The organism is Streptomyces sp. NPDC047130 (assembly GCF_040643475.1).
GTDB lineage: Bacteria > Actinomycetota > Actinomycetes > Streptomycetales > Streptomycetaceae > Streptomyces.
On record NZ_JBEYUK010000012.1, the window covers coordinates 72128 to 98330 of the forward strand.

The window sequence follows — 26203 nt, forward strand, 5'->3', positions numbered from 1 at the left end:
CTCGCACCAGCCTGCCCGAGCGGGCTCCGCCGTACAACCGGATACGGAGGCCGGCGGCGACCGCGCGGCGACCGGTGGCGATACCCGGCGGTGGTGGTCCGGAGGCCCGTCCACCGGGGCTCGCCCGCCGACTCGCCCGCCAGGGCCCGTCCGCTATGGTCGGGGGCATGACGAGTGCCGCCCCACGGGTCACCCAGGACGTCACGGTCGGTTCCCTGCTACGGGGCTGGCGCGAGCGGCGCCGCATCAGCCAACTCGAGCTCGCCCTGCGGGCGGAGAGCTCGGCGCGGCACATCAGCTTCATCGAGACCGGCCGTTCCCGGCCGAGCCAGGAGATGGTGCTGCGGCTCGCCGAGCACCTGGAGGTTCCGGTACGGGAACGCAACTCGCTGCTCATCGCCGCCGGTTACGCCCCGGTCTACACCGAGAGGCCGCTGCACGACCCGGCCATGGCGGCCCTGCGCGACAGCCTGGACCGCGTGCTGGCGGCCTACGAACCCAGCCCGGCGCTCATCCTGGACGGCTCGTACGACGTGGTCGCCGCCAACCGGGGCATCCAGCTCCTGCTGCGCGGCACGCCCGAGCACCTGTTGCGGCCGCCCATGAACGCGCTCCGGCTGAGCCTGCACCCGGAAGGGCTCGCGCCCCGCATCCTCAACCTCCGGGAATGGCGGGCGCACCTGCTGGACCGGCTGGAGCGCCAGATCGCGCTGCGGCCGACGCCCTCGTTGCGGAGGCTGCTCGAAGAGGTCTCCGCCTACCCGGTGCCGGACGACGGGCAGGACGGACGGCAGCCCGCCCCGGACGCCTACGCCTACGCGCTGCCGCTGCGCCTCGAACTGGGCGGGCGGGTCCTGTCGTTCATCTCCACGGTCACCACGTTCAACACGCCCATGGACGTGACCGTCTCCGAGCTGGCGGTGGAGACGTTGCTCCCCGCCGACCCGGAGACGGCGACGGCGCTCCAGGAACTCGCCGGCGGCCACATCTGACCGTCTCGTCCCCGCTCGGCGGTCAGCCTCGGTACCGGCGCAGGGCGGCGAACTGCAGCGCCGCGAAGCCGCCGACGGTCACCGCCTGCAGGAGGATCCAGACCGTGCCGGCCGTGGTGGGGTCGTCCAGCCACAGCGTGAGCGCGAGGACGCTGAGCACGGTCCACCCGGCGTTCGCGTCGATCACCGCCTTCACGGCGGTCACCGGCGGCGTGGGCCGGGTGGCCAGGTAGGCCACCGCCGCGGCGAAGAGGACCAGGAAGACGCCCAGGCCGAACAGCAGCCCGCCGCCCACCCCCAGCAGCTCTCCCAGAGGCCCGGACGCCGCCACGTAGGCGAGCCCGTTGGCGCCGGTCACGGCGGCGTCCAGGGCGAGGAAACGGGTCAGCCAGACGCGGGCGCCCTCCTGCGGGCGGAAGGCGGTGGCGGATGCGGTGGTCGAGGTCATGGCGGGTGATCCCCTCGGAGGTCGTCGACAGTGGCCCTGCGGCCTTGCGGTCCCCACGATCGCGGAGGGGCCTGCGGGCCGTCGATTACCGCCGAGGTAATGAGCGCCGCGGCGCCGGCCGGCGCGCATGCCGTCACGTGACGTCCGTCGGCTGGGCCGGACCGGGCGGCCCTACGTGGTCCTCAGGGAGACCTCACAGTCCAGTGTCTGCGTGAACTGCCTGTCGCCCTGCCGGTAGGTGAACCGGCATTGCCGTGTGTTCCCCTTCGGAGGGGCGACGATCCTCATCTTGGCGACGTAGAAGATGTCGCTCTGCGCACCCGCGGCGACCGGCACCGGATCGTCGATGTGATTCTTCAGCCGCGCGAAATCCGGACCGTGTGCGTCGCCCTCGAGTGCCAGCAGGGGAAGCCCTTCCGTGTCGTTGATGTCGTAGGCGCCGTATTCGAGGATCTCGATGCCGGCCGGCACGTGGAGTACGGACACGTCCGTGATCTCTACGGGCTCGCGGCTGGTGTTCTCCGGGACGGGCAGCGCGAACCACCAGGTCTCGCCCACCTTGACGTGGTCGTTGCCGACGACGCCGCTGGACTGGATCCCCTCCGTGCTCAGCGCCGTGCCGGTGCTCGCCCGTCCCGGGAAAGGGGCGCAGGCGCCGAGCAGCGCGGCGGCGAGGAGCAGTGGAAGCGGCGGCCCGGTGCGAACAGAAGCCGCCCGGCTTTTCCGAGACCGAATCATTCTCTCCCCAGATGTATCTCTGTCGGCGCAGTGCCTGACGCGCGCCGAACAACGGGCGCCGAGCGCTTGTGTGCGGGGGAGTGGCGACTCACCCGCGGGACGGATGCCGCACCTCGGTGTGTGCGGCGACGACAGGGGCACTGAACCCTGGCCGGGGCCGGGGACGTCGCTACGACGGCACCAGCGGCGGCAGTGGTTCGCGGGCCGCGTGCCATGCGGGAGGGAGGGCCGTGACTCCGGTGCGGGCGGCGATGACGCCGCCCGCGATGGCGCAGGTGGTGTCGATGTCGCCGCGTCCGGCTACCGTGACCCACAGGCCCTCCTCCAGGTCGTCGAGGTGTCCCGCCGCGCACCACAGGGCGAACGGGACGGTGTCGGGGCCCGACATGCGGTAACCGGAGCCCAGGACCTCCGCGGCGTGCCGGACCGAGGTGCGCTCCGGCATCCGGGCCGCGATCCGCACGCCCGACCGGACGTCGCTGTCCGGGAGCCGGTCGGCGACCGCCCGCAGGAAGTCAGGCCCGGCCGGTGCGGGTCCGCCCCGGCTGCGGGTCGCCAGCGCCGCGGCGACGGCGACGGCCACCGCTCCGGTGACCGCCTCCGGGTGGTGGTGCGAGACCGCGGCCTGGCGGGCGGCCTGCTCGGCGGTCGCGTCGAGGTCGGCGGCGTGCCAGGCGCCGAGCGGCGCGGCGCGCATGGCGGCGCCGTTGCCCCAGGAGCCCTGGCCGCCGAACTGTCCGGCGACCACGTCCCGCCAGGGCTCGCCCGCCCGGATCCGGCGCAGCACGTCGTGCATCGAGGCTCCGTAGCCGCGGTGCGTGTCCTCGGCGTAGGCGTCCGCGAGGCGCAGGGCCAGGCGGTCCTGGTCGACGATGCCGCCGCCCTCGACGAGCTCCCGGACGAGAACCACCGCCTGGGCGGTGTCGTCGCTCCACCGCCACAACGGCTGCGGGGGCAGCGTGCGTGTCTCCAGGGCCGTGGGGCCCTCCTGGCGCAGGACGGCGAACCAGCGGTCGCCGAAGGCGTCGCCGAACGCGAGCCCGGACAGCGAATCCAGCACGGCGGCGGGGATGTCGATCATCGGCGCAGTATCGCAGCGCGGCGGATCACCCGCACGGCGGTTTCGCCCCCGCCGAGTCCCGGTCCCGGTCCCGGTTCCAGTCCCAGTCCCAGTTCCAGCGCCGGTGCCGGTGCCGGTTCCGGGCGGCCGGGGCGACGGCGACACGCGGACGCGGCCGCCGAGGTGTCCTCGGCGGCCGCTCCGGGGCCGGCCCGGGGAAGGGTGGGCCGGCGGGGTGCGCGGTGTGCGCGTGGCGGGTGTTGCCGGCCGTGTTACTGGCCGTAGGTCTCGAACTCGGCGATGCGCGGGGTCCCCTGCGAGCCGGTGATCTCGAGGGTGATCTTGCTCAGGGAGGTGCGGGGGAAGTCGACGACGCCCGCCGTGGTGCCGGTGGCGAGGACGGCGCCGGTGTCGTGGTTGAGCAGCCGCCAGGACCGCACGGCCCCCACGGCGCCCGCCGCCTCACGGATGTTCACGCGGGACACCGCCGTGGGGGAGCCCCACTTGACGGAGACCGAGCCGGTCGCACCGGCCGGCGACCAGTAGGTGGCCAGGTTGCCGTCCCGGACGTTGCCGTAGCTGGTGCCGTCGGCCTTGCTGGAGCCGTCCGCGCCGGCGCCGAGGCTGAGGTTGGTGCCGGAGGGCTGCGTCGGGGTGGTGGTCGGGGCCGGCGTGGTGGGCGTGGGCTCCGGCGTGGTCGGCGTCGGGCTGGGCGGCGGGGTCTGCGGCGTGCAGTTGCCGTCCGAGACGCGCAGACCCTTGTTGGCGCCGGCGGTCTGGCTGACGACCGACGGCACGCAGCTCGCCGCGTCGAGGCTGTAGGAGTAGGGGATGGAGACCGTGGTGTTCGACTGCGGGTTGGGGCCCGCCGGGTTGGTGTCGCCGCTCCGGCTGGACCAGGTCACGTTGTCGAAGATGTTGCCGGCGACCTGCCAGTAGCCGGCGGCGTCCGTGTAGAAGGTGCCCAGGACGTCCTTGGAGTCCTTGAAGTAGTTGTTGTCGACCTTCGCGCGGGCGCCGGCGCGGGAGTTGATGCCCGACTCGTTGAGGCGGACGTAGTGGTTGTTGTAGATGTGGGCCACACCGCCGCGCAGCAGAGGCGCCCGGGAGTCGATGTTCTCGTACAGGTTGTGGTGGAAGGTGACGTACCCGTTGGACACGTCGCTCTCGCTCGACCCGATGAGGCCGCCGCGCCCGGAGTTGCGCAGGGTGCTGTAGGAGAGCGTCACGTACTGGGTGTTGTCCTTCATGTCGAACAGGCCGTCGTAGCCCTCCGACTCGCCGCCCGAGGCCTCCAGGGTGACGTGGTCGACCCAGACGTTGCGGACGTCGCTCTCCATGCCGATGGCGTCGCCGCCGTTGGAGGTGGGTGAGCCGGACTTCTTGACGTTCCGGACGGTCACGTTCTGGATGATGATGTTGCTGGACTCGCGGATGTGGATGCCCAGTTGGTCGAAGACCGCGCCGCTGCCCACGCCGACGATGGTGACGTTGCTGATCTGCTTCAGCTCGATCACACCGCTCGCGGTGCTGCAACTGCCGCCCGACACCTTGGTGGTGTTGCCGTGGTTGATCGTGCCCTCGACCTGGATGACGATCGGGGTGCTGCTGCTGGCCCGGTTGCACAGGGCGGCGTGGATCGCGGTTCCGGTGGTGGCCCGGACGGTCTGCCCGCCCGCGCCTCCGGTGGTTCCGCCGTTCTGCGAGGCGAAGCCGGTGGCACCGGTGGCGGCCGCCGCGGCGACGGGCGTCGTGGCGGTGGACGTCGACTCCAGGGGGATCGACAGCACCAGCCCGGTCGCCGCCGCGACCGCCCCCACCGCCACGGCCTTGCCGACCCTTGAGCTCACTGCGCGTTTCATCCTCGGTCACTCCATCCTGCGTCGTGTGCGGGTACCCAACGGCATGTCGTGATCATGTCATCGAGCGGGTGAGAAAGCGCTTTCTGTTCGCGACGATAGGGGTGGGGTCCCAGGGCTGACAAGGGTCGTGCGTTCAGTGTGCTGTACAGCGTTCATGCCGATGAACCACTCGGGAGGGCGCTCGAGTGCGTGATCCGGCGGGTGATCGGGGGGTGCCCACCGGGTGACCGGCGGGTGGTCAGCGGGCGACGGGCCAGCCGCTGCTCCAGTCCAGGAGGTTGACGCCCAGCTTCGCGGTCCCGCCGTCCTGGCCGTCGTAGTAGTGGTAGACGATCAGGTCCCCGTCGACGTCCCGCATGATCGACTGCCCGCCGGGCCCGATGTACCGGCCGTGGGACTCGAGCACCGTCGTGCCGCCGCCGAGCAGCATCGGCACCCCGTTCCTGTCGCGGTACGGCCCGGTGACGGCGGTGGCGCGCCCCACCTTCACCTTGTAGGTGGAGTCGACGCCGGCGCAGCAGGTGTCGTAGGAGGCGAAGAGGTAGTAGTACCCGTTGCGCTTGACGAGGTACGGCGCCTCGACGGCCTTGCTGCCGGTCGGCCGGGAGGCCAGCGAGTGGCGGGTGGTGTCGCCGGAGAACCGCTTCCCGGTGGCCGGGTCGATCCGGATCGCCTTCAGCCCCGTCCACCAGCTGCCGAAGGACAGCCACCATGTGCCGTCGTCGTCGACGAACAGGTTCGGGTCGATGGCGTTGTGGTCGCTCGAGGTGGACGACGCGTACACCACCCCGGCGTCCGACCAGGACCCCGGCAGGCCGGTCGGGGAGGTGGCGAGCCCGATGGCGGAACGGTTGGAGCCGAAGGTGGAGACCGAGTAGTACATCAGGTAGCGGCCCGAGTGGAACGAGATGTCGGGAGCCCAGGCCTCGGTGTTCCCGTACTGCGTCCACCAGCCGGGCCGGCTCGTGAAGGCGTCCGCTCCGCCGGTGAAGGCGATGCGGTCGGTGGAGGACCGGTGGGTGAGGCCGCCGCCCGTGGCGTACAGCAGGTAACGGCCGTCCGGCTTCCGGATCATGGAGGGGTCGTGGACGGTGACCGTCCCGGTGACGTGGCCCGGGGCGGGGTAGGCGTGCGCGGTCCCCGGCAGCAGGGCGAGCGCCAGCGCGGCGGGGAGGGCGAACAGGGCTGACGTCCGGCGGACGCGGAACGTGCGGCTCATGCGTCAACTCCAGGGGGTGTGGGGCAGGGGTCGTCGCCCTGAGGCTCCCGCACCGCCGCCGCCCGCGCATCGGTGAGAACACCGGTGCGCCCGCGGGTCGGGCGGGGTCGGGTGGGGCCGGGCGGGGCCCCGAGCGGGTCCGGGCGTGGCCGACGGTGCCGTGGGGGACGGAAGTTACCGCCGAGACACCCTGGGCATCCGGGCGCCCACCCAGCAGGATGTCCCCGGATCACGCGGATCACGCGGATCGCCCGGATCACCCCCGGTCCGGCCGGGAGCCGGACGGCACACCGACAGTGGAGGACGCGCACATGAGGAAAGCCCACTTACTCACCGCCCTCGCCGCGATGCTGGCGACCACCGCGGCGGTGCCCGCGTCCGCGGGCCCGGCCCCGGCGGCGGACCACCGCGGGGGCGACCGGACCTGCGCCCACCGTGGCCTGATGTTCTGCGAGGACTTCGCCGCCCTGCGCCCCGGCGCCGCGGAGGGCCGCGGCTGGACCGCCGAGACCGCCGGCGGCACGCTCACCGTGGAGCGGGACGCGACTCGGCACGGCAAGCACCTGCGCATCCGCACCGAGGGCAACGGCAAGGCGTTCCTGCGGGTCGACGGCGTGAAGGCGCCCGGCAACAGCTTCTGGGGCCGTGTCCGCCTCCGCGTGGACGCCTTCCCCACGGCCCCGGACTGGGCCCACTGGACCATGGTCGAGGCGACGGGCGAGGGCCCCGGATACGTCCGTCCGCTGGGCGGGCAGTACGTGCCGGGCGTGGACAAGAACCTGTGGGGCGTCGGGTCCGACGGCGGCCCCACCGGCGACTGGACCGCCTGGCGCGAGTCCGCCCCGGCCGTCGCGGGGGTGTGGCAGTGCGTCGAGTGGCGGATGGACGCCACCGACAACGAGATCTCCGTCTGGCTCGACGGCGTGGCCAAGCCCGAACTGACCGTCTCCACCCGTGACCACGGCGGCGCCGACGCCGACTTCGTCTTCCCGCGCTTCGACACCGTGAAGATCGGCTGGCAGCTCTACCAGGGCGACCCGAGCCCGTCCGCCTACGACGTCCGCATGGACGACATCGCCCTGGACGAACGCCGCGTCGGCTGCTGACGGCCCTCGCCGCCCCGCCCGCCTGCCGTGGGCCCGCCGCCGCCCCGCTCGCCGGCCGGGCGGTGGCGGGGCGGCGAGCGGGCCCGGCGGGGCGGATCCCGCCGGGCGCCCCACCACCCCTGCCCCTGCACCCGCCGACGGCCTCGACGGTCCTCGGCAGGGCCCTCGTCAGTGGACTTCGCGTCCCTCGCGGCCTTCGCGGGCAGCGAGGGTGAAGGAGTGCCCGGCCGGGTCCGCGTACGTGCGCACGTCCCGCGGGCCGGAGTTGTCGCGGGCCTCGACGGGGCGCGCGCCGAGGCTCACCGCCTCCCGTTCGGCCTCGTCCATGTCCGCCTCGGCCACCAGGATGTGCAGGTGGGCCTGTTGCGAGTCGTCCGGACGGGGCCAGCTGGGCGGCGCGTAACCGTGGTCGCGGCGGACGGCGATGGTGACGCCGTCCTGTCCGACGACCTCGACGAAGTCGGGGTCGGCCCCGCGCCGCACCGACGCGCCCAGCAGCGCGGCGTAGAACTCGGCGAGTTCCTCGGGGGCGGAGCAGTCGAGGACGAGAACGCTGGTCTTCGCAGTGGCCATGCCGTACGTGTGCCCGGCCGCGCGCCGCCCATCCGGCCGTTCCGCTGCCGAACTCACCCCTCGCGTGCGGGAGTTGGCGGTCAGCCGTGGTGCTTGCGTCCCGGCCTCACCGCGTACACCAGGACACCGGCGAAGAGGAACAGCACGCCCTGGTACACCGCCGCGTAGCCGGAGCCGGCCACCAGCCAGAGGGAGAAGGCGGCGGCGACCAGGGCCACCGTCATGTCGCGCACCAGCCGCGCCCGGTTCACCTGGTCGTGCCGCCCGGCCATCAGATGGCGCAACTGCGCCGCCGTGGCGAGGAGGTAGGGGACGGTGGCGGTGAAGGTGGTGATCAGCACCAGGACCTCGAAGACGCGGGCGGAGTTCGAGGCGTAGTTGTAGACGGTCAGCAGGGACGACAGGACCACCGTGACGCCCACGCCGAAGGTCGGCACACCCCGCCGGCGGCGGGCGAAGCGGGCCGGGAACAGACCGTCGCGGGCCGCCGCGTACGGGGTCTGGGCGCTGAGCAGCGTCCAGCCGTTGAGGCAGCCGGTCATCGACACCAGCGCCGCCACCGCGACCGCCCAGCCGCCCCAGGCGCCGCCGAACATGGCGTTCACCGCGTCGGAGAAGGGCGCGGTGGAATCCACCAGCTCCTCGTGGGCCACCGTGCCGAAGACGGCCAGCGTGCCCAGCAGGTAGACCAGTGCGGCCCCGGCCGTGCCGATCACCGTGGCCCGCCCCACGTTGCGGCGGGCGTCGGCGACCTCGCCCGCGCTGACCGCGGCGGACTCCACGCCGAGGTAGGAGAACAGCAGGATGGCGGCCGCCGCCGAGACCGCGCCGATCGTGCTCTGGCCGCTCGCGTTGAACGGGCCGAGGTTGTCGGCGTCGAAGAAGAACAGGCCGCCGACGGCGACCAGCAGCAGCGGCACGAACTTCAGCACCGTCGAGACCAGTTGCACCGTGCCCACCCAGCGGGTGCCGGCGAAGTTCGCCAGCGCCGGGAGCCACTGCAGGACCAGGGCGGCGGCGCAGGCGGTCCAGCGGTGCTCGCCCACGGCCGGGAGGAGGACGGTCAGGTATCCGACCGCCGCCACCGCCAGGGCGGCGTTCGACACCCAGGTGGTGATCCAGTAGGACCACGCGGCGAGGAACCCGGCGAAGTCGCCGAAGGACTCACGGGCGTACACGTACGGGCCGCCGGTACGGGGGTCGCGGCGCGCGAGCCGCCCGAAGGTGAGGGCCAGCGCGATGGCGCCGACGGTCAGCACCGCGAAGGCCAGCAGGCTGACCGTGCCGAACGGGGCCACCGAGGCGGGCAGCAGGAAGATGCCGCCGCCGATGATGTTGCCCATCACCAGCGCGGTCGCCACCGGAAGCCCGAACCGGCGGACCTGCCGGTCGCCGTCCTGGCCCCGCGGCGCGGACTCCGACTCCGGGGAGGAGACCGTGGTGCGGGGAGCCGGTGCCGGGCCCTGATCCGGGGCATGGGGGGAGGAGGTCCCGATGGGGGGCATGGGGTGTGCGCCTCTCGTCGTGCGGGCGCCCGGGATCGCCGGACGCGACGCCCATGATTGGGCACGGGAGAAAGCGCCGCCAAATCGCTCGTTTTTGTCCGCTTGGACCCCTGAGGGAGCGAAAAGTCTTGCTCCTCAGGGGTCTGCGGACCGGAAGATTCCGGTTGCCCGCTCAGGCGCCCAGCTTGCCGATCGAGTCGCTCAGGGACGCCGCCACCCGGCGCAGGTCCTCCTCGGCGGGCGACGATCCGCCCAGCCGCTCCACGAGCTCCCCCCGGGTCAGTACGACGGCCGCGCCGCGGAAGGCGTCGCCCTCCAGCGCGGGGCCGTCGACGACCTGGGCCGTACCCTCCAGCAGGACCAGCGCGGAGTCGTCCCCGCGCGCGTCCAGCAACTCCTTGACCAGTGTCTCGTCGATCACCATGCGTCCTCGTCCCTCCGGTCGCCGCTGTGTGCGCGGCTGCGGGTACCCGCGCGGCGGGCGCTCAGGCGGGTTTGCGCCAGACGGAGACGTGCTTCTCGGAGTCCGCGGTCAAGGGGGAGCCGTCCCAGTCCGCGACCCGCCGCTCCAGCTCCAGGCCCGCGATCCTCGCCATCAGGTCCAGCTCCGCAGGCGAGGCGTAACGGTGACGGGAGTTCCCGCGGCGGTAGCGGCCGTCCTCCTCGCGCACGAAGTGGTGCGAGACCAGGACCTGGGTCACCGGGTCGACGGTGTCGAAGCCGAGGTGCCGGTCCGAGACGTCGAAGGGGACCGCGGTCTGCCCCGGCGGCATCCGGCGCAGGGGCAGCAGCCCGAGCTCGACGACGAACCGGCCGCCGGGGGAGAGGTGGCGGGCCGCGTTGCGGAAGCACTCGACCTGCTCGTCCTGGGTCAGCAGGTTGGAGATCGTGTTGTAGACGAGGTACACCAGGCTGAAGCCGCCGGGCACGACCGTGGTCGCCATGTCGCCGAGGACCACGGGCAGGGTCTCCTCGTCGACCTTGCGGCGCAGGACGGCGGCCATGTGCTCGGACAGTTCGATCCCGGTCACCGGCACGCCCCGCTCGCGCAGCGGCACGCCCACGCGGCCGGTGCCGACGGCGAACTCCAGGGCGCGCCCGTCCCCCGCCAGCCGTGCCAGGAAGTCGACGGTGGGGCCGAGGACGGCGGGTGAGGTCATCACCGTCTCGCCCGCGTCGTAGCGTTCGGCGGTTTCCCTGCTCCACGGTTCGCTGCTGGTCATGGTCGGTCAGTCTGCGGGGCGGTCGGCGGCAGTGTCGACCGGGTTTTTCACGTTCGCCGCCCGGCCGGCGCCGCCGAGCGCGTCGGTGAAGGCGGTGAGCGCGGCGAAGTCGGAGCCGGTCAGGCCCCTGCGGGGGTCCACGCGGTGCAGGAGCGCGGGGGCGGGGTGCACGCCCTCCACCCAGAGCCGGTCGAGGGGGCCGATCTCGTCGTCGACCCAGAGGAACGGGTGGCCGTCGGCCCACTCCACCAGTGCGGGCGTCTTCCAGTGCACGCCGCGGGGCACGTGCGGGTCGTCCTCCGGCCACCGCACCACCGGCAGTGCGGGCAGGCCCAGGAGCGGGGCCAGGACCTCGTTGGCCTCGTCGAGCCAGGTGGTTGCCCGGACGAGCGCGCAGCCCAGGGAGAGCAGTTGGGGGCCGAGCCCCGGGTCGAGGCGCGGCAGCAGGGGGTTGCCCGCGCCGGCCGGGGCGGGACCGGGGTGCGGTCCGCCGAAGGGCAGCAGAGGACCGTCCACGTCGAGGAAGAGGTAAGGGACCGGCTGGGGCATCGGGGGACGGTACCTCGCAGACGCCGCACCGGGAAGGGCGGCGGGCTACGCCGGACGGGAGGAGACCAGGACGCCGATCTTGTCGATGCGGTGCTCCGGGTTGCCCCTGTCGTCCCGCCAGAAGTTGCCCGCGGCGTCGTCCTCGGGCGTCGCGCAGGTGGAGACCGTGATCATGGCCCGGGTGGCCTTCTCGCCCGGACGTCCCGGCACCTCGGCGCGCTGCTCGGCGAGCGAGCGCTCGGAGCGGAAGGACGTCGTACGGGTCCCGGTGATCCGGTACTCGTACACGGTCCCGCCCAGGGTGACGACGACCTTGTCCCCCTCGTCGAGCGCGGGCAGGTCGCGCGCGGGCGCGCCCGCGGAGAGGCGGTGGGCGGTGACCAGGTAGTTGCCGGTCTCGCCCGGACCGACCCCGCCGTCGGGGCCGTGCGGACTGGCCGCGTCCCCCCGGTTCTGGATGTGGGTGCCCGGCCGGTCGTCGGTGGTGCCCTCGTAGGGCACGACCCGCAGGTCGTCGAGGCCGATGCCGGGGATGCTCAGCCGTGCCGCCGTGGTGCGGGGATCCGGGCGGGGAGGCGACGGCTCGGCGGTCGCCGGAACGGCCGAGCCCCCGGCGGGGGACGCCGGGGGCGCCGCGGTCGAGGCGGTCGTGGCGGAGGGCGCCGACGCCGCGGACGGGCCGGACCCGGTGGCGCAGCCGGCGGTCAGGACCGCGGCGGTGACACCGGCCAGGGCGGCGGAGACGGCGAGGGAGGTGCGGGAACGGGCCATGGTGCTCACGGGGCAACGGGGCGTCGGGCGCCCCTGGGCGGTGTGCGTGCCGCCCCGGCCGGGACGGCACCGTTCTCCCCACCACAACCACCGCGGCCGAGGTGGTGTTCCCCGGCACCGGTCCGCTGGCCCGCCGGCGTCACGCGTCGAGCCGGCGCCGCGTCTCCTCGAAGGTGGGGCAGCCCGCCGCGCCGCGGTTGTGGGGGAGCTTGCCCAGCATGACGGCCATGCCGCAGGTGTTGGTCACCCCGGAGAACAGCAGGCCCGCGCCGATCGCCCCGGACAGCCAGTGCGCGGGCGACCAGACCAGCCCCAGCAGGAAGCCGAGGAGGACCAGGGAACCGGCGACCAGACGGACCTGCCGGTCCATGGGCCAGACGGTCCGGGCCCCGGCCGGACGCTCCAGCGGGTGGCCCGCCGCCGCCCAGGCGCCGGTGCCGCCCTCGAGCGTGGCGGCCTCCAGGCCTGCCGCGGCCAGCCGCGAGCAGGCGGTGGCCGAACGGGCGCCGGAGGCGCACACGACCAGCAGCGGTCCGCGGGCGGCTGCGGCACGGAGGGTGTCGGTCGCCTCGTCCAGCCGGTCGAGGGGGATGTTGTGGGCGCCCGGCAGGTGGCCGCCGGCGAACTCCCCGGGAGTGCGCACGTCGATGATGGTCAGGTCGCCCGCGCGGGCGGCCGCCTCGGCCGTGGTCAGGGAGGTGAAGGTGCTCACGGGAGGAATGCCTTTCGGTGGTGGAGTCGTTCCAGGGTAAGATACCCACGGGGGTATTTTGAGGAGGATGTGTGCAACTCGACATGACCGCCGAGGAGCTCAAGTCGGCGCTGAACCGGCTGCGTCGGGCGCAGGGCCAGCTGGCCGGCGTGATCAAGATGCTGGAGGAGGGCCGGGACTGCGAGGACGTCGTCACGCAGCTCTCCGCCGTCTCCAAGGCGCTGGACCGGGCCGGTTTCTCGATCATCGCCACGGGCCTGCAGCAATGCATGACCAGTGACGACCCCGAGATCCGGGACTCCGCGCAGATGCGGGCCCGGCTGGAGAAGCTGTTCCTCTCGCTGGCCTGACCGCGCGCGCCACCCGTGGGGCCCGCCGTGCCCGTCCCGCTCCGGGGCGGGTACCGCGGGTCCCACGGTCGTGCGGCCGCCGTGACGCGTGGCTGCCCTACAGCGCCGTGCCCACCGCCATGACCAGGGCCACGGCGAGCAGCAGCGCGCCGAAGAGGCGCTGGAGCGTCGCCGCCCGGACCTTGGCGGCGAGCCGGCGGCCGTCCCAGGCCCCCAGCACCGCGGCGGCGGTGAAGGGCAGGACGAGCGACCAGTCCAGGTCCAGGCCCGTGCCGGCCCGGGCCGCCAGGGCGGCCACGGCGTTGGCGATGACGACCAGGAGACTCGTCCCGGCCGCCGCCCTGATCGGGACGGCCAGGACGGACACCAGGGCCGGGACGGCGAGGAAGCCGCCGCCGACACCCAGGAACCCGGTCACCGCGCCCAGTCCGGCCCCGGCCCCGGCGGCCCTCACGCCCGACACCGTTCCCTCCCGGGACGGCGCGCGCGGCCGCAGCATGCGCAGGCCGGCCGCCGCGGCGATCACCGTGAAGGCGAGCGTCAGCACGGTCCCGGGAATCCGCGAGGACAGCAGCCCGGCCGCCGCGGCGGGCAGCACCCCCGCGCCGGCGAACAGCAGACCCTCACGCCACCGGACGGTGCCGGCCCGGGTGTGCGCCACCAGGGCGGTGAGCGAGGTGACGACGACGATCAGCAGGCTGGCGGTGGTGGCGTCCACCGGGCTGAAGCCCAGCAGGTAGATGAGCGCGGGGACGGCGACGATGCTGCCGCCGGCGCCGAGCGCGCCGAGCGTCAGACCCACCGCCGCCCCGCCGAGCAGGGCGAGGAGGAGCGCGGTCACAGGACGGTTCCGCCCTCACCGTGCGCAGCGCGTCCCGGGGGAGCCCCCGGAACGCGCTGCGCGGGGACGCGGCCCGAGCCGCCCTGGTGCTGCCTTGCCATGGTTCTCGTTCCTTCGTACGACCAGCCGTGGGCGGGCCCGCGGGGTCGGGGATCGGCGATCAGCTCTCGTCCGGGGTGACGACCGGGAGTCCGGCCTCGGCGGCCGCCGCGTAGCCGTCGTCGACGGCGACGACCTCACGTCCGGACGCGGCGAGCACGGAGGCGGCGATCGCCGCGCGCATGCCGCCCGCGCAGTGCACCCAGACCGTACCCGGGGGGATCTCGTCGAGCCGCCGGTGGACCTGGTGGACGGGGATGTGCGTGCTGCCCTCGATCCAGCCCGCGGACCGCTCGCCGTCCCGGCGGACGTCCAGCACGACCAGCGGTTCGCCCCGCTTCCGGGCCGCCGCCAGGTCGGCGAAGACCCCGCGGGGGAACGACGCCGGCCGTTCGCCCGGGCGGACCCAGTCGGCGGGCGAGCCCACGGCGGCCGCGGCGGGACGGTCGATGCCCACCCGGGCCAGCTCGCGCTGGGCGCGGGCCAGGTCCTCGGCGCTCGCCGCCAGCAGGGTGACCGGCTTGCCCCAGGGGATCGTCCAGGCCAGGTAGGTGGCGAGCTGCCCCTCGAGCTCGAAGTTGTAGGTCCCGGCCACATGCCCCTCGGAGAACGCCACCCGGTTGCGCAGGTCGACGACCCACTCGCCGTCGGCGAGCCGGCGCGCGATCTCCTCGGGGTCGGCGGGGCGCGGGGGCGTCAGGTCGACGGGGTCCGGGCCGGAGGCGTTGAGCGGACCCATGTGGGCGTAGTAGGCGGGCACGTCGTCCAGGCCGGCCAGCAACTCCCCGACGAAGGTGTCCACGTCCTGGAGGAGGGCCGGGTTGGACGCCTTCTCGGCGCCGATGGTGCTGCGCTCGCCGTCGGACTGCGTGGAGGAGCAGAAGCTGCCGAAGCCGTGCGTGGGCATCACCGCCACGTCGTCGCCCAGCTCGGCCGCGAGCCGGTGGGCGGAGGAGTGCTGGGCGCGGGCGAGGCGTTCGGTCAGTCGGGGTTCCACCAGGTCGGGGCGGCCCACACTGCCGATCAGCAGCGAGCCGCCGGTGAAGGCGGCGACCGCGCGGCCGTCCTCCTCGAGCACGTACGCCGTGTGGTGCGGGGTGTGCCCGGGGGTGGCGACGGCGCGCAGGGTCAGGCCCTCGTCGATCTCCTCCACGTCGCCGTCGGCGACCGGTATCCGGTCGTAGGCGACCGCGGCGCCGGCCGGCACCAGGTACCGCGCGCCGGTCAGCCGGGCGAGCTGCAGGCCGCCGGTCACGTAGTCGTTGTGCACGTGCGTCTCCGCCACGGCGACGATCCGGACGCCGCGCCGCGCGGCCGCCGAGACCAGCCGGTCGATGTCGCGCGGAGGGTCCACCACCACGGCGGCACGGCGCCCGCCGGCCAGGTAACCGCGGTTGCCCAGACCTTCCGTCTCCAGGACATCGGCAAAGAACATGTCGCGCTCCTCCGTCGTCATAAGTACCCCCGGGGGTATCCGTCCACTTCACCGTAACATACCTGGGGGGGTATATCTGGGGGGCTGGTGCGCGGCGTCGGCGCGCCTCTCACCTGCGAATACCGTGGCCGGGCGGGCCCGGCGGGGCCCGCTTCGTCGGTCTGCCCCGCCCTGAGACAATGGCGGCCGAACCACCCCCGGCCGGCCGTTCGCCGTGCGCCGGCCGCAGCCGCAGAGAGAGGCAGGCATGAGCCGAGAGCCCGTCACCGCCGACGACCGGCCCGAGGAGCCGCGCCCCGACTCCCCCCGCGCCCGGCACGAGGTCCTGGAGGCCCTCGACGAGCGGGTCACGAGCGGCGGCCGTCCCGGCGACCGGGCCGACGGGCGGCGGATCGCCCTGGTGATCGAGGGCGGCGGGATGCGCGGCACCTTCTCCGCCGGCATGGCCCTTGCCCTGCACGAGGCCGGCCTGGTCGACGCCTTCGACGCGGTGTACGGCTCCTCGGCCGGCGCCATCACCGGCGCCTGGCTGCTCAGCGGCACGCCCGAGCAGCTGTACGGCTGGGCCGAGCCCGAGTACGCCAACACCATGATCCGCCTCTCCAACATCTGGCGAGGCCGCCCCGTGGTCGACGTCCGGACCCTGGTCGAGCACCTCTACGCCGAGGTGGCGCGCATGGACTTCGACGCCGTCCTCGCCCACCCCGTCGAGTACCACCCGCTCGCCACCGACGCACACACCGGCCTCTCCACCGACCTGCGGCCCTTGCTGACCGGCCCCGCCGAACTGCGGCTCGCGCTGCGCGCCAGCGCGGCGCTGCCCTTCCTCGCCGGACCGGCGGTGGAACTGGGCGGGCGCCACTTCTACGACGCCGGGCTCGCGGAGTCCATCCCCTACCGCACCGCCCTGGCCCAGGGCGCGACCCACGTCCTGGTGCTGCGCTCCCGGCCCGCCCCGCGCGACCTGCTCCCGGCGCCCGCAGCCGGGAGCGCCGTCCGGCCCACCTACGGCTCCCGGTTGGTCGCCGCCACCGCCCTGCGCCGCTACCCCAAGGCCCTGCACGACAGCTACCACGCCCGTGCGCACCGGCTGCGCGAGGACGACGCCCTGCTGTCCGCGTACGACCGAGGCCCGGCCGGACCGGACGGGGCCGCGGTGATGTCGGTCCGTCCCGCCCTCGACCCGCCGCGCGTGGGACGGCTCACCCGCGACGGCAGGCTGCTCAGGGCCGCCCTGGAGTCGGGCCGGGCGGCGGTCCGGCGGGCCCTGTGTCTCCCGGACGACTGACGGGGTACCCCGGGCGGAGTACGGGGGCGGGCACACCGCCCCGGACGTCCAGGAACACGGTGGTCCCGCATGAGCCCGTCCCCGTCCTCCCCGAGCCCGCATCCGTCCTCCCCGAGCGACCGGCCGCGCCGACCCCGTGGCCCGTCCTCCGGCCCGTCCTCCGACGACTCGCTCGACCTCCACTTCGTCGGCAACGCCACCCTGCTGCTCCGCTACCGCGGCCTCACCCTGCTCACCGACCCGAACTTCCTCCACCGCGGTGAGCGCGCCTACCTCGGGTACGGCCTGCTCAGCCGCCGTCTGACCGAGCCCGCCCTCGACGTCACGGAGCTTCCCGAGCTGGACGCCGTCCTCCTGTCCCACCTGCACGGTGACCACTGGGACCGGAGGGCCCGCCGCCACCTGAGCCGGTCCGTCCCGGTGGTCACCACCCCGCACGCCTCCCGGCGGCTCCAGGGGCTGCACGGCTTCCACCGCGCCGTCGGGCTGCGGACCTGGGAGGACCACACCGTGCGGCGCGGTGACGTGCAGGTCCGCGTCACGGCCGCGCCCGGCCGCCACGCCGGACACCCGGTGCTGCGCGGGCTGCTGCCGCCGGTGATGGGGAGCCTGCTCGAGTTCGGCCCGGTCACCGGCCCGCCCCGGCTGCGGCTCTACATCTCGGGGGACACGCTGATGTACCCGCAGCTCGCCGAGATCGCCCGCCGGTTCCCCGGACCGGACCTCGCCGTCCTGCACCTGGGCGGCACCACGCTCCCGGGCGGGCTGCTGGTCACCATGGACGGGAAGCAGGGCGCCGAGCTGGCACGGCTGGTCGATCCCCGGCACGTCCTGCCGGTGCACTACGAGGACTACACGGTGATGAGGTCCCCGCTGTCCGACTTCCTGGCGGAGGCGGAGCGGGCGGGCCTCGCCGACCGGATCGTGCACTGCCGCCACGGACAGCGGGCGGTCGTCCCGCCGGACGGGGGCCCGCCGGTCGTCGGCCGGGCCGACGACCTGTCCGTTTGACCGCCGTCCCAGGGTGTTACTCGCCACCCGTCCGCACTTCGACGCTTCCCCGGGAGGACACCATGGCCACGGGTGAGACCGGTTTCAGCGATGTCATGTTCGACCTGATCTCCGTCCAGTACCACTCCCTCAAGGCCGGGCACGACTACGGCCAGTACGTCCGCGACGCGGAGAACGACGGCAAGACGGAGATCGCCGAGTTCTTCCGCACGGTGATGGCGCAGGACTCCGAGCGGGCGGCCAAGTGCCACGAGTTCCTCAAGGAGCTCTCCGGTACCGCTGACGCGGGTCCGGCGGCGGGCTGAGACGGATCCGCGCACCACGAGGTCCATGTGCCACGAGGTCCATGTGCCACGAGGCGGACGCCCTGGGCGTCCGCCTCCGTCGCGCGCGGGGCGGGTGGACGCGTGCCCGCGCATCCGCACCCGCGGGCACGCACGCTCCGTGACGGACGGCTCGCGGTGGAACGCCGCGCGATGAGCGTCCGAGGGTAGGTCAGGCGTGCGAACTGTCCTACGGGAGGGGGGTGTCGGGGTTGTCGGGGCCTGGAGTTGCCCGACTGACCGGCGGTCTCCGCGACGACGTGACTACTGTGAGTGTCCGTCGCGCGGGGGTGCTCCAGCCCGCCGTACGCGCGCCCCCTCCTTGACGCACTGCCCAGTACGAGGACATCGATGTCTCACCTCCGCGCACCGGCCGACCGCAGACCGCCCCGGTCGCAGCAACTCCCACCCTTACGGCCGCAGTTGACGCGGATCGCGGTGCTGCCGCCGGTGGCGGTGGCGCTCGGCGGCGGGGCGGCCGTGCTCTACGTGGTGCTGACCGCCGGCGTCCCCGCGGGACCCGTCCTGTGGGCGGTCCTCGCCGGGGCGGTCGCGCTGGCGGTGATGGCCGTCACGGCGGCGGCCGTCGCCGCGCGGCACGCCGCGCAGTCGGTCGAGGTGCGGGTCGCGGAACTGCGGCGCCGGGTCGCCCACGGGGAGGCCGAACTCCGCGAGGCGGCCGGGGAGCCGGAGCGGCACGCGGCGCCAGGCACCCTCGGTGCCGCCGACGGCGGGGCGGAGGTGCGGCGCACCGCCGCCGACGGGTTCGTCCTGCTGGCCGAGGACCTCGAACGCGCCCACCGCACGGCGCTCGCCGCCCTCGCCCGAAGCGCGCCGGAGACGGCCCCGCAGGAGGGGGAGAACGAGGTGGCGGCGGACGGGCCGGGCGGCCCGGGCGTCGAGCACCGGCTCGAGGTGTTCCTCAACGTCGCGCGGCGGCTGCAGTCGCTGGCCCACCGTGAGATCGCCGTCCTGGACGAGCTGGAACGGGAGATCGAGGACCCCGACCTCCTCAAGGGCCTGTTCCACGTCGACCACCTGGCCACCCGCGTCCGGCGGCACGCGGAGAACCTCGCCGTCCTGGGCGGCGCGGTCTCCCGCCGCCAGTGGAGCGAGCCGATTCCGGTGGAGGAGGTACTGCGGTCCGCCGTCGCCGAGGTCGAGCAGTACGCGCGGGTCCGGGTCGTGCCGCCCGTGGAGGGATCGATCCGCGGGCACGCGGTCGCGGACGTGATCCACCTGCTCGCCGAACTCGTGGAGAACGCCACGGTGTTCTCGCCGCCGCACACCCAGGTGGCGATCCGCGCGGAGGCCGTCGCCGCGGGGCTGGCGGTGGAGGTCGAGGACCGCGGGCTGGGCATGCCGTCCGAGGAGCAGGACCGGATGAACGCGCTGCTGGCCGACCCCGGCACGGTCGACGTCGGGGGGCTGCTCGCGGACGGGCGCATCGGGCTCTACGTCGTCTCCCAGCTCGCACGCCGCCACGGGGTGCGGGTGCGGCTGGGCGGCAACATCTACGGCGGGGTGCAGGCGGTGCTCGTCCTGCCGCAGTCCCTGCTGGGCCCGGCCACGACGGAACCGTCGCCGGCCGCGTCGGACACGCCGGCCGACGTGGGGGAGTGGCCCCCGGGAGGCACCGCCGACCCGCCGTCCGCCGCGTTCCCCGCCGCCGGGTTGCCCGCCGCCGTGGAGCCCGCCACCGCCGGGTTCCCTGCCGTCGCCGCCGTGGAGGCGGCCACGGCCGGGGAGTCCGCCGCAGTGGGGCCCGGCACGGCCGGGGAGCCTGCCGCCGCGGTGTTCCCCGCCACCGCCGGGGAGCCCGCCAGGGCGGCGTTCCCGGGCAACGCGGAGTTCCCCGCCACGGCAGTGGAGCCCGCCACCGCCGGGGAGGCCGTCGCCACCGCGTTCCCCGCCGCTGACCCGGAGCCCGCCGGGGCAGCGTCTCCGACCAACGCGGCGCCCCCCGCCACGGCAGTGGAGCCCGTCGCCGCCGGGGAGCCCAGTACCGCGGCGTTCCCGGCCGACGCGGCGTTTTCCGCCACGGCAGGGGAGCCCGTCACGGCCGCCGAGCCCGACACCACCGCGTTCCCCGCCGCTGAGGTGGGGCCGGTCACCGCGGCGTTCCTCGGCAACGCGGCGTTCCCCGCCACGGCCGTGCACCCCGCCCACTCCGCGGAGCCCCCGTACGCCGCAGGGCACGCGGCCCCCCGGGGCGAGGCGGTGCCGCCCGCGCCGCGACCGGGGGCCGCCGAGGACCCGTCCGCGCCGCGGAGCCGTCGCGACAGCGCGGCACCGGTCGTCCCCGAGGTGGGTGGCCCGTCGGCGGCGTCCCAGGGTTCCCCGGCCGTCGACGGGACGGTCCCGCCCGTGACCGGAGGTCCCGGCCGGGCGGCGTCCGAGGCGCGGGAGGAGGGCGTCCCGTACCGGCCCCCCGCGACGGACGCCGCCGTGGAGGAACAGCGGGAGGGCATCTCCGGAGTCATGCCGCAGGCGTGGCGGCAGGGTGGCCGGGAGAGCGCGGAGGAGTCGCCGGTCGTGCCGTCGCCCCGGGCCGCCTCGCCCGAGGCCCCGCGTACAGGGCCCGAGGCCCCGCGTACCGGGCCCGAGACCCCCCGTACCGGGCCCGGTGTGCCGCTCCCGGTGCGGGAGCGGATCGCGCGGCCCACCCCCGCGGGGGCGCTGCCCGGCACCGGCGCGGTGGAGGAGCCGCCGGCCGAGCCGCCCCGCCCCCGGCTGCCCCGGCGCCGCGCCCAGTCCCACCTGGCACCGCAGCTCCGCCCCGGTCCGCTCCCGCGCCCCGAGCCCGGCCCCGACGAGGAGACCGGTCACGACCCCCTCCTGATGGCCGCGTTCCGCCGCGGCGTCGGCCTGGCCGAGGCCCAGGACGCGCGGGAGCCCGCCGTCGAGGACGGCGGTCCGGACTCCTTCTCCGACCGGCCCTGAGCCGCGACCCCTCTCCCGCCCCCAAGAACCCGTCACCCCACTCCGAGGAGCAGAACCACCATGGCGACCGATACGCAGACCGACCGCGCCGCCGACCTCGACTGGCTGCTGACCGGGCTGGTGCAGCGCGTGCCGCACGCCCGCAGCGCCGTACTGCTGTCCTGCGACGGCCTGGTCCGGTGCGCGCACGGCCTGGACGCGGAGGGCGCCGACCACATGGCCGCGCTCGCCTCCGGCCTGAACTCCCTCGGCCGCAGCGCCGGGATCACCTTCGACGGCGGCGGAGACGTGCGCCAGGTGGTGGTCGAGCTGTCCTCGTCGCTCCTGTTCGTCACCACCGCGGGCGCCGGCACCTGCCTCGCCGTGCTGGCCGACCGCGCCACCGACGCGGCCGTGCTGGGGTACGAGATGGCGATGCTGGTCAAGAGCGTCCGCCCCTACCTCGCGACCGCCCCCCGGCACGCCGCCGTCCACCCGCCGGTGCCGCAGGCCGCGGCGCCCGAGCCCGCGGTGACCCGGCGTTGATCACCACGGCGGCCGACGACGGCCCCTGGCTCGACGAGCAGGCCGGCCGGCTGGTGCGGCCCTACACGGTCAGCAACGGCCGCACCCGGCCCACCGCCGACCTCGACCTGCTCACCCATGTGACGACCACCGCCCACCCGGCGGCAGGCCACCCCGGCCCCGAGCACGCCCGGGCGCTGCGGCTCGCCAGGACGACGGTGACCGTCGCCGAACTCGCCGCCCGGCTCCGGCTTCCCGTGGCCGTCGCCAAGGTGGTGGTCTCCGACCTCGTCGAGGCCGGCCTGGTCCACGTGGAGGAGCCCTCCTGCCTGCGCGCCCCGGCCGATCCGGCGGTGCTGCGGCAGGTCCGTGACGAGCTGCGGCGACGGCTGTAGCCCGGCGGCGCGGGCGTCTGAAGGAATCCTGAGGTCGCGCTTAAGAAAACCTCGATGGACCCGGACGCCCCCGGTGCGGCATGTTCTAGAGGCAACCCAACCTCTTCCCCGTTCCCGGGCGGCTTCGCGCTGCCCGGGAACGGGACGCACGCACAGGAGCCGCATCGGTGAAGGCGCTGGTCAAGGAGAAGGCGGAGCCGGGGCTCCGGCTCATGGACGTCCCGGAGCCCGCGATCGGCCCCGGTGACGTGCTGATCAAGGTGCTGCGCACCGGCATCTGCGGCACCGACCTGCACATCCGCGCCTGGGACGGCTGGGCCCAGCAGGCCATCCGGACCCCGTTGGTGGTCGGCCACGAGTTCGTCGGCGAGGTCGTCGAGACGGGCCGCGACGTCGTCGACGTCCGTCCCGGCGACCGGGTCAGCGGCGAGGGCCACCTGGTGTGCGGCAAGTGCCGCAACTGCCTGGCCGGCCGCCGCCACCTCTGCCGCGCCACCGTCGGCCTCGGCGTCGGCCGCGACGGCGCCTTCGCCGAGTACGTGGCCCTCCCCGCCGCCAACGTCTGGGTGCACCGCGTGCCGGTCGACCTGGACGTCGCCGCCATCTTCGACCCGTTCGGCAACGCCGTGCACACCGCGCTGTCCTTCCCCCTGGTCAACGAGGACGTGCTGATCACCGGCGCGGGCCCGATCGGCCTGATGGCCGCCGCCGTCGCCAAGCACGCCGGCGCGCGCAACGTCGTGGTCACCGACGTGAGCGACGAACGCCTGGAACTCGCCCGCAAGATCGGCGCCGACCTCGCCCTGAACGTGGCGCGGACGACCGTCGCCGACGGACAGCGCGAACTCGGCCTGCGCGAGGGCTTCGACATCGGCCTGGAGATGTCCGGCCAGGCCGCCGCCCTGCGCGAGATGGTCGCCAACATGACCCACGGCGGCCGGATCGCCATGCTGGGCCTGCCCTCGGAGGAGTTCCCGGTCGACTGGTCCCGGATCGTCACCTCCATGCTGACGATCAAGGGCATCTACGGCCGCGAGATGTTCGAGACCTGGTACGCGATGTCCGTCCTCCTGGAGAACGGCCTCGACCTCGCCCCGGTGATCACCGGCCGCTACGACCACCGCGACTTCGAGGCCGCCTTCGCCGACGCAGCCGCCGGCAAGGGCGGCAAGGTCATCCTCGACTGGACCGTCTGACCGGACAGCCCGACCGGACCGTCCGCCCTCCGCCCGGACCGTCCGCCCTCCGCGACACCCCCTGGAGCCACCGATGTTCGACTCCGTGCGCGACGACATCCGCGCCACCCTCGACGAGATCCGCGCCGCCGGCCTGCACAAGCCGGAGCGCGTCATCGACACCCCGCAGTCCGCCAAGGTCAACGTCACCGCCGGCGGCCGCCCCGGCGAGGTGCTGAACTTCTGCGCCAACAACTACCTGGGTCTCGCCGACCACCCCGAGGTCGTCGCGGCCGGCCACGCGGCGCTGGACCGCTGGGGCTACGGCATGGCGTCGGTCCGCTTCATCTGCGGCACCCAGGAGGTGCACAAGGAGCTCGAGGCCCGCGTCTCCGCGTTCCTCGGCCAGGAGGACACCATCCTCTACTCCTCCTGCTTCGACGCCAACGGCGGCGTCTTCGAGACCCTGCTCGGGGCCGAGGACGCGGTGATCTCCGACGCCCTCAACCACGCCTCGATCATCGACGGCATCCGCCTCTCCAAGGCGCGGCGCTTCCGCTACGCCAACCGCGACATGGCCGACCTGGAGGCGCAGCTCAAGGCCGCCTCCGGGGCGCGCCGGAAGCTGATCGTCACCGACGGCGTGTTCTCCATGGACGGCTACCTGGCGCCGCTCGACGAGATCTGCGACCTGGCCGAGCGGTACGACGCCATGGTGATGGTCGACGACTCGCACGCCGTCGGCTTCGTGGGCCCCGGCGGGCGGGGCACGCCGGAGCTGTTCGGCGTGATGGACCGCGTGGACGTCATCACCGGCACTCTGGGCAAGGCGCTCGGCGGCGCCTCCGGCGGTTACGTCGCCGCGCGCGCCGAGATCGTGGCGCTGCTGCGGCAGCGGTCGCGGCCGTACCTGTTCTCCAACACGCTGGCGCCGGTGATCGCCGCGGCGTCGCTGAAGGTGCTGGACCTGCTGGAGTCCGCGGGGGACCTGCGGGCACGGCTGGCCGAGAACACGGCGCTGTTCCGCCGGCGCATGACGGAGGAGGCGTTCGACGTCCTGCCGGGGGAGCACGCGATCGCTCCGGTCATGTTCGGCGACGCGAGCGTGGCGGGCCGGATGGCGGAGCTGCTGCTGGAGCGCGGGGTGTACGTGATCGGGTTCTCGTACCCGGTGGTCCCGCAGGGGGCGGCGCGGATCCGGGTGCAGCTGTCCGCGGCGCACTCCACCGAGGACGTCGAGACGGCGGTGGCGGCGTTCGTCTCCGCGCGGACGGAACTCGAGGGCGACACGAAGGTCGCGTGACCTCGCGGGGTCCCGCGCCACGCGCCACGCGCCACGCGGTGCGAGTCGCGTCGGGCGGGCGCCCGGGACGGACCGCGCACGCCCCACGGCCTGAGAGAATCGGGGCATGATCGAGGCGCGGCGGCTGCACATCCTGCGGGCGGTGGCGGACCACCGGACGGTGACCGCCGCCGCGGCCGCCCTCTACCTCACCCCCTCCGCCGTGTCGCAGCAGCTCACCGCGCTGGAGCAGGAGACGGGCCACCGGCTGGTGGACCGCGGCGCGCGCGGCGTGCGGCTCACCCCGGCCGGGGAGATCCTGCTGGCCCACACCAACGCCGTGCTGGCCCAGCTGGAGCGGGCCGAGGCCGAACTGGCCGCCTACGGCTCCGGCGAGGCCGGCACGGTCACCGTCGCCGCGTTCGCCACCGGCATCGGCCTGGTCGTGGCCCCCGCGCTGGCCGCCCTCGCCCGCACCCGCCCCGGTATCCGGGTGCGGGTGCGCGACGCCGAGGGAGACGCCAGCCTGCCGATGGTGCTCGACCGCCAGGTGGACGTGGCGGTCGCCGTCGAGTACCGCGGCGCCCCCGCCGCCGGCGACCCGCGCCTCACCCACGTGCCGCTCTACGCGGAGCCCTTCGACGCGGTGGTGCCCACGGTCCACCGCCTCGCCGAGGCCGACCGGGTGCCGCTGGCCGAGCTCGCCAAGGACCCGTGGATCGGCCCCTACCCGGGCAACCCGTGCCACGACGTCGTCGTGCTGGCCTGCGAGAGCGCCGGGTTCCAGCCGGACTTCGACCACTCCTCCGACGACTTCCGGGCCGTCGTCGCCCTCGCCTCCGCCGGTGCCGGCGTGGCCCTGGTGCCCCGGTCCGCCCTGACCGGCATGGACCTGACGGGCGTGACGGTGCGGCCGGTGGACGGCGTGGCGCCCACCCGCCGGGTCTTCGCGGCGGTGCGCCGCGGTTCGGAGCGGCACCCGCTGATCAGCCCGGTGCTGACGGCGTTGGGCGAGGCCGCCGAGGCCCGGCGCGACTGACGCGCCGCCCGTTGTCGGTGGCCGCCGTTAACCTGCGGGCATGCCGGACGCGGAAGACGTACGCAGAATCGCCCTGTCCCTGCCGGACACCGTCGAGAAGACGGCCTGGAGCATGCCCACCTTCCGGGTGGCGGGGAAGATGTTCGCCACCCTGCCGGAGGCGGAGACCTCCTGCGCGGTGCGCTGCCCGAAGGAGGAGCGGGACGAGCTGGTGCTCGCCGAACCGGAGAAGTTCTGGGTCGCCGACCACGAGGCCGCCTTCGCGTGGATCCGTGTCCGGCTCGCCGCCGTGGACGACGAGGAGGAGCTCCGCGACATCCTCGCCGACTCCTGGCGCCAGGCGGCGCCCACCAAGCTCCGCGAGGCGCACCCCCGGATCGGGGTGCTCGGCGCGGAATGACGCGGCGGGGCCGCTCCTCCCGGCGGGAGGGCGGACCCGTTGTCGGCGGGGCATGACATGCTCCTGTCGTGCAGCACGGTTCCGGGCAGGAGGGGGGCCCGGAACCGTGCCGCCCGACGTGCGGACCGCGACGTGCGGACCGCGACGCCGGCGGTGACGTGCGGACGGGACGCGTCGGGAAACCCACGCGCGACCACCGCGCGGAGTACGGTATGGTTGCCATGCACGTTCGGCCGGGGGAAACCCCAGGTCAGACGGCAAACGGGACGTGGCGCAGCTTGGTAGCGCACTTGACTGGGGGTCAAGGGGTCGCAGGTTCAAATCCTGTCGTCCCGACTCGATGAGTCGTGGGAAGGGGCC

The 26203-nt window shown here is 74.5% G+C and carries 27 protein-coding genes and 1 tRNA gene; 14 read left to right on the plus strand and 14 right to left on the minus strand.

What is annotated here, in order from left to right; genetic code table 11:
* Positions 1-167: 167 nt before the first annotated feature.
* Positions 168-992 carry a helix-turn-helix transcriptional regulator gene (locus ABZ836_RS16750; RefSeq protein ID WP_356134592.1) on the plus strand — a complete coding sequence of 275 codons (825 nt, stop codon included), beginning with the start codon at positions 168-170 and terminating at the stop codon, positions 990-992.
* A 22-nt stretch (positions 993-1014) separates the two neighbouring features.
* Here the strand turns inward: ABZ836_RS16750 and ABZ836_RS16755 are convergent, their stop codons facing one another.
* The 5 genes from ABZ836_RS16755 to ABZ836_RS16775 form a co-directional block, all read right to left on the minus strand.
* Positions 1015-1440 carry a hypothetical protein gene (locus ABZ836_RS16755; RefSeq protein WP_361142779.1) on the minus strand — a complete coding sequence of 142 codons (426 nt, stop codon included), beginning with the start codon at positions 1438-1440 and terminating at the stop codon, positions 1015-1017.
* A 171-nt stretch (positions 1441-1611) separates the two neighbouring features.
* A complete protein-coding gene (locus ABZ836_RS16760; RefSeq protein WP_356134588.1) occupies positions 1612-2178 on the minus strand; it encodes a hypothetical protein in 567 nt (188 codons plus the stop codon).
* 169 nt (positions 2179-2347) lie between these two features.
* Positions 2348-3259, minus strand: a complete 912-nt coding sequence (locus ABZ836_RS16765; RefSeq protein ID WP_361142782.1) for an ADP-ribosylglycohydrolase family protein — start codon at positions 3257-3259, stop codon at positions 2348-2350.
* A gap of 251 nt (positions 3260-3510) precedes the next feature.
* Complete coding sequence (locus tag ABZ836_RS16770; RefSeq protein ID WP_356134584.1) at positions 3511-5100, minus strand: pectate lyase; 1590 nt, start codon at positions 5098-5100, stop codon at positions 3511-3513.
* Between the two features lie 238 nt (positions 5101-5338).
* Positions 5339-6319 carry an arabinan endo-1,5-alpha-L-arabinosidase gene (locus ABZ836_RS16775; RefSeq protein ID WP_361142785.1) on the minus strand — a complete coding sequence of 327 codons (981 nt, stop codon included), beginning with the start codon at positions 6317-6319 and terminating at the stop codon, positions 5339-5341.
* Positions 6320-6630: 311 nt separating this feature from the next.
* Between ABZ836_RS16775 and ABZ836_RS16780 the strand changes: the two genes are divergently transcribed.
* On the plus strand, positions 6631-7425 hold the full coding sequence (locus ABZ836_RS16780; RefSeq protein ID WP_356134580.1) for a hypothetical protein: 795 nt from the start codon (positions 6631-6633) through the stop codon (positions 7423-7425).
* A 168-nt stretch (positions 7426-7593) separates the two neighbouring features.
* Here ABZ836_RS16780 and ABZ836_RS16785 read toward each other — a convergent pair whose 3' ends face one another.
* The 7 genes from ABZ836_RS16785 to ABZ836_RS16815 all read right to left on the minus strand — a co-directional run bounded on the left by ABZ836_RS16785 (position 7594) and on the right by ABZ836_RS16815 (position 12758).
* The gene (locus ABZ836_RS16785; protein WP_361142788.1) at positions 7594-7998 is read right to left on the minus strand and encodes a VOC family protein; all 405 of its coding nucleotides are present in this window, start codon (positions 7996-7998) and stop codon (positions 7594-7596) included.
* A gap of 80 nt (positions 7999-8078) precedes the next feature.
* Positions 8079-9503: an amino acid permease gene (locus ABZ836_RS16790; protein ID WP_361142791.1), complete on the minus strand. Its 1425-nt coding sequence runs from the start codon at positions 9501-9503 to the stop codon at positions 8079-8081.
* A 172-nt stretch (positions 9504-9675) separates the two neighbouring features.
* Entirely contained in the window at positions 9676-9927 is a 252-nt protein-coding gene (locus ABZ836_RS16795) for a hypothetical protein (protein ID WP_356134574.1), read from the minus strand.
* 61 nt (positions 9928-9988) lie between these two features.
* A complete protein-coding gene (locus ABZ836_RS16800; protein WP_361142794.1) occupies positions 9989-10726 on the minus strand; it encodes a class I SAM-dependent methyltransferase in 738 nt (245 codons plus the stop codon).
* A gap of 6 nt (positions 10727-10732) precedes the next feature.
* On the minus strand, positions 10733-11275 hold the full coding sequence (locus tag ABZ836_RS16805) for a hypothetical protein (protein ID WP_361142797.1): 543 nt from the start codon (positions 11273-11275) through the stop codon (positions 10733-10735).
* A 45-nt stretch (positions 11276-11320) separates the two neighbouring features.
* Complete coding sequence (locus tag ABZ836_RS16810; RefSeq protein WP_361142966.1) at positions 11321-12046, minus strand: class E sortase; 726 nt, start codon at positions 12044-12046, stop codon at positions 11321-11323.
* A gap of 139 nt (positions 12047-12185) precedes the next feature.
* On the minus strand, positions 12186-12758 hold the full coding sequence (locus ABZ836_RS16815) for a rhodanese-like domain-containing protein (protein ID WP_356134568.1): 573 nt from the start codon (positions 12756-12758) through the stop codon (positions 12186-12188).
* Positions 12759-12829: 71 nt separating this feature from the next.
* On the opposite strand from ABZ836_RS16815, the gene ABZ836_RS16820 reads away from it, so the two are divergent.
* On the plus strand, positions 12830-13108 hold the full coding sequence (locus tag ABZ836_RS16820) for a metal-sensitive transcriptional regulator (protein WP_356134566.1): 279 nt from the start codon (positions 12830-12832) through the stop codon (positions 13106-13108).
* Between the two features lie 97 nt (positions 13109-13205).
* Here the strand turns inward: ABZ836_RS16820 and ABZ836_RS16825 are convergent, their stop codons facing one another.
* Together ABZ836_RS16825 and ABZ836_RS16830 are read right to left on the minus strand one after the other, a co-directional pair.
* The gene (locus ABZ836_RS16825; RefSeq protein WP_361142804.1) at positions 13206-13949 is read right to left on the minus strand and encodes a sulfite exporter TauE/SafE family protein; all 744 of its coding nucleotides are present in this window, start codon (positions 13947-13949) and stop codon (positions 13206-13208) included.
* A 160-nt stretch (positions 13950-14109) separates the two neighbouring features.
* A complete protein-coding gene (locus tag ABZ836_RS16830) occupies positions 14110-15483 on the minus strand; it encodes an MBL fold metallo-hydrolase (protein ID WP_361142807.1) in 1374 nt (457 codons plus the stop codon).
* 247 nt (positions 15484-15730) lie between these two features.
* Here ABZ836_RS16830 and ABZ836_RS16835 point away from each other — a divergent pair, with 247 nt between their 5' ends.
* The 11 genes from ABZ836_RS16835 to ABZ836_RS16885 all read left to right on the plus strand — a co-directional run bounded on the left by ABZ836_RS16835 (position 15731) and on the right by ABZ836_RS16885 (position 26179).
* A complete protein-coding gene (locus ABZ836_RS16835) occupies positions 15731-16771 on the plus strand; it encodes a patatin-like phospholipase family protein (RefSeq protein ID WP_356134560.1) in 1041 nt (346 codons plus the stop codon).
* Positions 16772-16840: 69 nt separating this feature from the next.
* Positions 16841-17782 (plus strand): MBL fold metallo-hydrolase, encoded by a 942-nt coding sequence (locus ABZ836_RS16840; RefSeq protein ID WP_361142810.1) that lies wholly within the window; start codon positions 16841-16843, stop codon positions 17780-17782.
* 62 nt (positions 17783-17844) lie between these two features.
* Positions 17845-18087, plus strand: coding sequence for an acyl carrier protein (locus ABZ836_RS16845; RefSeq protein ID WP_356134556.1), 243 nt, complete (start codon positions 17845-17847; stop codon positions 18085-18087).
* A gap of 369 nt (positions 18088-18456) precedes the next feature.
* Complete coding sequence (locus tag ABZ836_RS16850) at positions 18457-21048, plus strand: ATP-binding protein (RefSeq protein ID WP_361142813.1); 2592 nt, start codon at positions 18457-18459, stop codon at positions 21046-21048.
* Positions 21049-21108: 60 nt separating this feature from the next.
* A complete protein-coding gene (locus ABZ836_RS16855; RefSeq protein WP_361142816.1) occupies positions 21109-21573 on the plus strand; it encodes a roadblock/LC7 domain-containing protein in 465 nt (154 codons plus the stop codon).
* Complete coding sequence (locus tag ABZ836_RS16860; protein WP_361142819.1) at positions 21570-21947, plus strand: DUF742 domain-containing protein; 378 nt, start codon at positions 21570-21572, stop codon at positions 21945-21947. The genes ABZ836_RS16855 and ABZ836_RS16860 overlap by 4 nt, the downstream gene beginning before the upstream one ends.
* 167 nt (positions 21948-22114) lie before the next feature.
* The gene (gene tdh / locus ABZ836_RS16865) at positions 22115-23143 is read left to right on the plus strand and encodes an L-threonine 3-dehydrogenase (protein ID WP_356134548.1); all 1029 of its coding nucleotides are present in this window, start codon (positions 22115-22117) and stop codon (positions 23141-23143) included.
* 73 nt (positions 23144-23216) lie between these two features.
* Positions 23217-24425 (plus strand): glycine C-acetyltransferase, encoded by a 1209-nt coding sequence (locus ABZ836_RS16870; protein WP_361142822.1) that lies wholly within the window; start codon positions 23217-23219, stop codon positions 24423-24425.
* Between the two features lie 106 nt (positions 24426-24531).
* The gene (locus tag ABZ836_RS16875; RefSeq protein ID WP_356134545.1) at positions 24532-25443 is read left to right on the plus strand and encodes a LysR family transcriptional regulator; all 912 of its coding nucleotides are present in this window, start codon (positions 24532-24534) and stop codon (positions 25441-25443) included.
* 40 nt (positions 25444-25483) lie between these two features.
* On the plus strand, positions 25484-25843 hold the full coding sequence (locus ABZ836_RS16880) for an MmcQ/YjbR family DNA-binding protein (protein ID WP_356134543.1): 360 nt from the start codon (positions 25484-25486) through the stop codon (positions 25841-25843).
* A 262-nt stretch (positions 25844-26105) separates the two neighbouring features.
* Positions 26106-26179 (plus strand) — tRNA-Pro (locus ABZ836_RS16885).
* Positions 26180-26203: the final 24 nt, after the last annotated feature.

Coding starts and splice junctions, on each gene's coding strand:
- ABZ836_RS16750 (WP_356134592.1), top strand. CDS start 168: ATGACGAGTGCCGCCCCACGGGTCACCCAGGACGTCACGGTCGGTTCC.
- ABZ836_RS16755 (WP_361142779.1), bottom strand. CDS start 1,440: ATGACCTCGACCACCGCATCCGCCACCGCCTTCCGCCCGCAGGAGGGC.
- ABZ836_RS16760 (WP_356134588.1), bottom strand. CDS start 2,178: ATGATTCGGTCTCGGAAAAGCCGGGCGGCTTCTGTTCGCACCGGGCCG.
- ABZ836_RS16765 (WP_361142782.1), bottom strand. CDS start 3,259: ATGATCGACATCCCCGCCGCCGTGCTGGATTCGCTGTCCGGGCTCGCG.
- ABZ836_RS16770 (WP_356134584.1), bottom strand. CDS start 5,100: ATGAAACGCGCAGTGAGCTCAAGGGTCGGCAAGGCCGTGGCGGTGGGG.
- ABZ836_RS16775 (WP_361142785.1), bottom strand. CDS start 6,319: ATGAGCCGCACGTTCCGCGTCCGCCGGACGTCAGCCCTGTTCGCCCTC.
- ABZ836_RS16780 (WP_356134580.1), top strand. CDS start 6,631: ATGAGGAAAGCCCACTTACTCACCGCCCTCGCCGCGATGCTGGCGACC.
- ABZ836_RS16785 (WP_361142788.1), bottom strand. CDS start 7,998: ATGGCCACTGCGAAGACCAGCGTTCTCGTCCTCGACTGCTCCGCCCCC.
- ABZ836_RS16790 (WP_361142791.1), bottom strand. CDS start 9,503: ATGCCCCCCATCGGGACCTCCTCCCCCCATGCCCCGGATCAGGGCCCG.
- ABZ836_RS16795 (WP_356134574.1), bottom strand. CDS start 9,927: ATGGTGATCGACGAGACACTGGTCAAGGAGTTGCTGGACGCGCGCGGG.
- ABZ836_RS16800 (WP_361142794.1), bottom strand. CDS start 10,726: ATGACCAGCAGCGAACCGTGGAGCAGGGAAACCGCCGAACGCTACGAC.
- ABZ836_RS16805 (WP_361142797.1), bottom strand. CDS start 11,275: ATGCCCCAGCCGGTCCCTTACCTCTTCCTCGACGTGGACGGTCCTCTG.
- ABZ836_RS16810 (WP_361142966.1), bottom strand. CDS start 12,046: ATGGCCCGTTCCCGCACCTCCCTCGCCGTCTCCGCCGCCCTGGCCGGT.
- ABZ836_RS16830 (WP_361142807.1), bottom strand. CDS start 15,483: ATGTTCTTTGCCGATGTCCTGGAGACGGAAGGTCTGGGCAACCGCGGT.
- ABZ836_RS16835 (WP_356134560.1), top strand. CDS start 15,731: ATGAGCCGAGAGCCCGTCACCGCCGACGACCGGCCCGAGGAGCCGCGC.
- ABZ836_RS16840 (WP_361142810.1), top strand. CDS start 16,841: ATGAGCCCGTCCCCGTCCTCCCCGAGCCCGCATCCGTCCTCCCCGAGC.
- ABZ836_RS16845 (WP_356134556.1), top strand. CDS start 17,845: ATGGCCACGGGTGAGACCGGTTTCAGCGATGTCATGTTCGACCTGATC.
- ABZ836_RS16850 (WP_361142813.1), top strand. CDS start 18,457: ATGTCTCACCTCCGCGCACCGGCCGACCGCAGACCGCCCCGGTCGCAG.
- ABZ836_RS16855 (WP_361142816.1), top strand. CDS start 21,109: ATGGCGACCGATACGCAGACCGACCGCGCCGCCGACCTCGACTGGCTG.
- ABZ836_RS16870 (WP_361142822.1), top strand. CDS start 23,217: ATGTTCGACTCCGTGCGCGACGACATCCGCGCCACCCTCGACGAGATC.
- ABZ836_RS16875 (WP_356134545.1), top strand. CDS start 24,532: ATGATCGAGGCGCGGCGGCTGCACATCCTGCGGGCGGTGGCGGACCAC.
- ABZ836_RS16880 (WP_356134543.1), top strand. CDS start 25,484: ATGCCGGACGCGGAAGACGTACGCAGAATCGCCCTGTCCCTGCCGGAC.